This window comes from Phytoactinopolyspora endophytica, from assembly GCF_004138495.1.
In the GTDB taxonomy this organism is placed as follows: Bacteria; Actinomycetota; Actinomycetes; order Jiangellales; family Jiangellaceae; genus Phytoactinopolyspora; species Phytoactinopolyspora endophytica.
This window is the reverse complement of record NZ_ML142864.1, coordinates 57,006-57,299: the sequence shown is the minus strand read 5'-3', so window position 1 is coordinate 57,299 and position 294 is coordinate 57,006. Positions and strand designations below refer to the sequence as shown.

The 294-nt window shown below is 68.7% G+C and carries 1 protein-coding gene; it reads left to right on the top strand.

All coding sequences use genetic code 11. The features are described 5' to 3' along the window. Positions 1-111 precede the first annotated feature (111 nt). The coding region (locus ELR45_RS42965; protein WP_420813950.1) for a DUF3037 domain-containing protein at positions 112-294 on the top strand (183 nt) is incomplete at its 3' end.

Here is a 294-nt window from a genome sequence, read left to right as displayed (position 1 = left end):
GGACACGGTACCCGCAGACTGGCTACCGCAAGGGCCTGGCGCCGACGGGCCGGAAGCGGCGCGTCGGCGCTACGTCGACTACCTGGCCGCTCGGCTGCGGGAAGCGACAGCATGGCTGCCCGGGGAGAGATCATGAGCGAGTATCCGTTCGAATACGTCACGCTCCGCATCGTGCCTCGCCTCGAGCGCGGCGAGTTCATCAACGTCGGTGTGATCGTCTACTGCCAGCCGCTGAGCTTTCTGGACGCGGCCGTGGAGGTCGAGGCTTCGCGGCTCCGGGCGCTCGATCCCGGG